Source organism: Polaromonas sp. P1_E3, from assembly GCF_056405935.1.
In genome coordinates this window covers 1-1,650 of the sequence record NZ_JBFUBD010000522.1, presented here as the reverse complement: position 1 = coordinate 1,650, position 1,650 = coordinate 1, and the positions used below count along the sequence as shown (strand labels likewise).

2 protein-coding genes are annotated in these 1,650 nt (G+C 60.6%); both read right to left on the bottom strand.

From position 1 onward, the window contains the following. Window positions 1-1,016 (bottom strand): sensor histidine kinase (locus AC1D0Z_RS21250; RefSeq protein WP_477660140.1); only part of this gene is annotated, 1,016 nt, incomplete at its 3' end. 82 nt (window positions 1,017-1,098) lie between these two features. Beyond that, window positions 1,099-1,650, bottom strand: a 552-nt coding sequence (locus tag AC1D0Z_RS21245; RefSeq protein ID WP_477660139.1) for a S24 family peptidase, incomplete at its 5' end; no start/stop codon positions are given.

Here is a 1,650-nt window from a genome sequence, read left to right as displayed (position 1 = left end):
GGGCGAATCCGAAGGCGCAGGTTGCGCTCCCGCGCAAAGGGCGCATACTGCGCCTCCAGGTCCTGCACCAGTCCCGCCAGGTCCACAGGCTGCATGTTGACCCGCAACGGATTGGACTCCAGCCCTGCCAGATCAAAGAGCGAGTTGAACAGGTCGTTAACCGCCTTGGTGGAGCGGACGATCTTCGGTGCTATCTGCGTCACAAATTCAGGTTCTGCAGCGAGCCAGCCGGCATACAGGTCCAGGGCATGCACCGGCTGGCGCAGGTCATGTGCTGCGCTGGCGATAAAGCGGTTCTTGATCTCAATGGCCTCGAGGGCGGCACGGCTTTTTTCGGTCAGCGACCTGATCAGCTCGGAATTGTCGTACTGCAATTCGAGGTTGGCCCGCTGTACCTGGTGAAAGCGCTGGCCCGACACGCGAATGACCACCCAGTAAATCACGACGAGCACCACCATGCCCCAGGTGTTGAACGAAGAGGGTATGCCTTTTTCCAGCGTCAGCTGATAGAAAAACACCATCATGGTGGAAATGCCGAGGCCGTTCACGTAGCCTTTGAAGCAGGGTTGCCAGGAGGAAAAAGTGCCGACTGCAAACCCGGCCATCCCGACCAGGACGATCATGCCGAGGAACTGGTCATAGACGGGCGCCTTGAGGAAGTACACAAGCATCGAGGCGCCCCATACCATGGCGCTGAGGGGCCATGTCCAGGTGTAGCGGGCCATGAACGCACGCAACGCAGAACCGCTGACGCCTACCAGCGAACGCTGGTAGATGCGAATGACGCGGTACCGCACCAGGGTCACCACTGTTGCCGCCGCCGCCCAGATACCCAGGCTGAGCGGGTCCACATGGCGGTGAAGAATCGCCACCATGGCGACGATCAGCACCAAAGCGGAATGCAAGGCGGGCAGGGCATACCGCATAAAGGTATGGATCAGCCGCATTTCCACCCAATCCTCGCGTGGAATATCTGGCGCGCGCTGCAGAGGCCGGATCGCTGTGGGATGGTCCATGGAAAGCGAGTTTACGTCGCATCCCGGGCCGCAGCGCTATCCGCTATGCAGGCTTGTTGCGTTGCAGACTAGGTACTTACGCTCAGTTAAAACTGATGCCAGCCCAGCGCACACGGCCCAGCACCGCAAAATCCCGGTCCGTACCTTCGTAGCCCTGAATGTCGAACGGCTCATACGCCGGGTTGCAGCTGCTGACGCGCAATATTTTTCCGGGCAGGCGCTGCAGTTTTTTGACCAGCAAGGCGCCGTCCAGCCTTACCACGTGAACGCCCTCCGTCAAGGCATCGCGATCACGCAGGTCGATCAACACCGCGTCCCTGGAGTGCAGCAAAGGCTCCATGGAGGCGCCTGCCACTGTCGACATGACGATGTCGTCATGGGCGATGCCGAGGTCATAGCGGATGAAATTCGCATCAAAGGGACGCATCGCCACGACCGAACCCAGGTTGTTGAAGGCCTCCGCGCCCGGCGAAGCGCGAAGATCAAACAAGGGGGTATAGACAAAAGGGCCGGTCTCGACCGCGCGCACATTGCGGGCCACTGCCGCAACCGCGCCGGTTTCGTCAGGAGGTTCGCGGCCCAGCAGCTGTTCGGGCGTCAACCGGTATTCCCTGGCGAGCACCTCCAGCTCGAA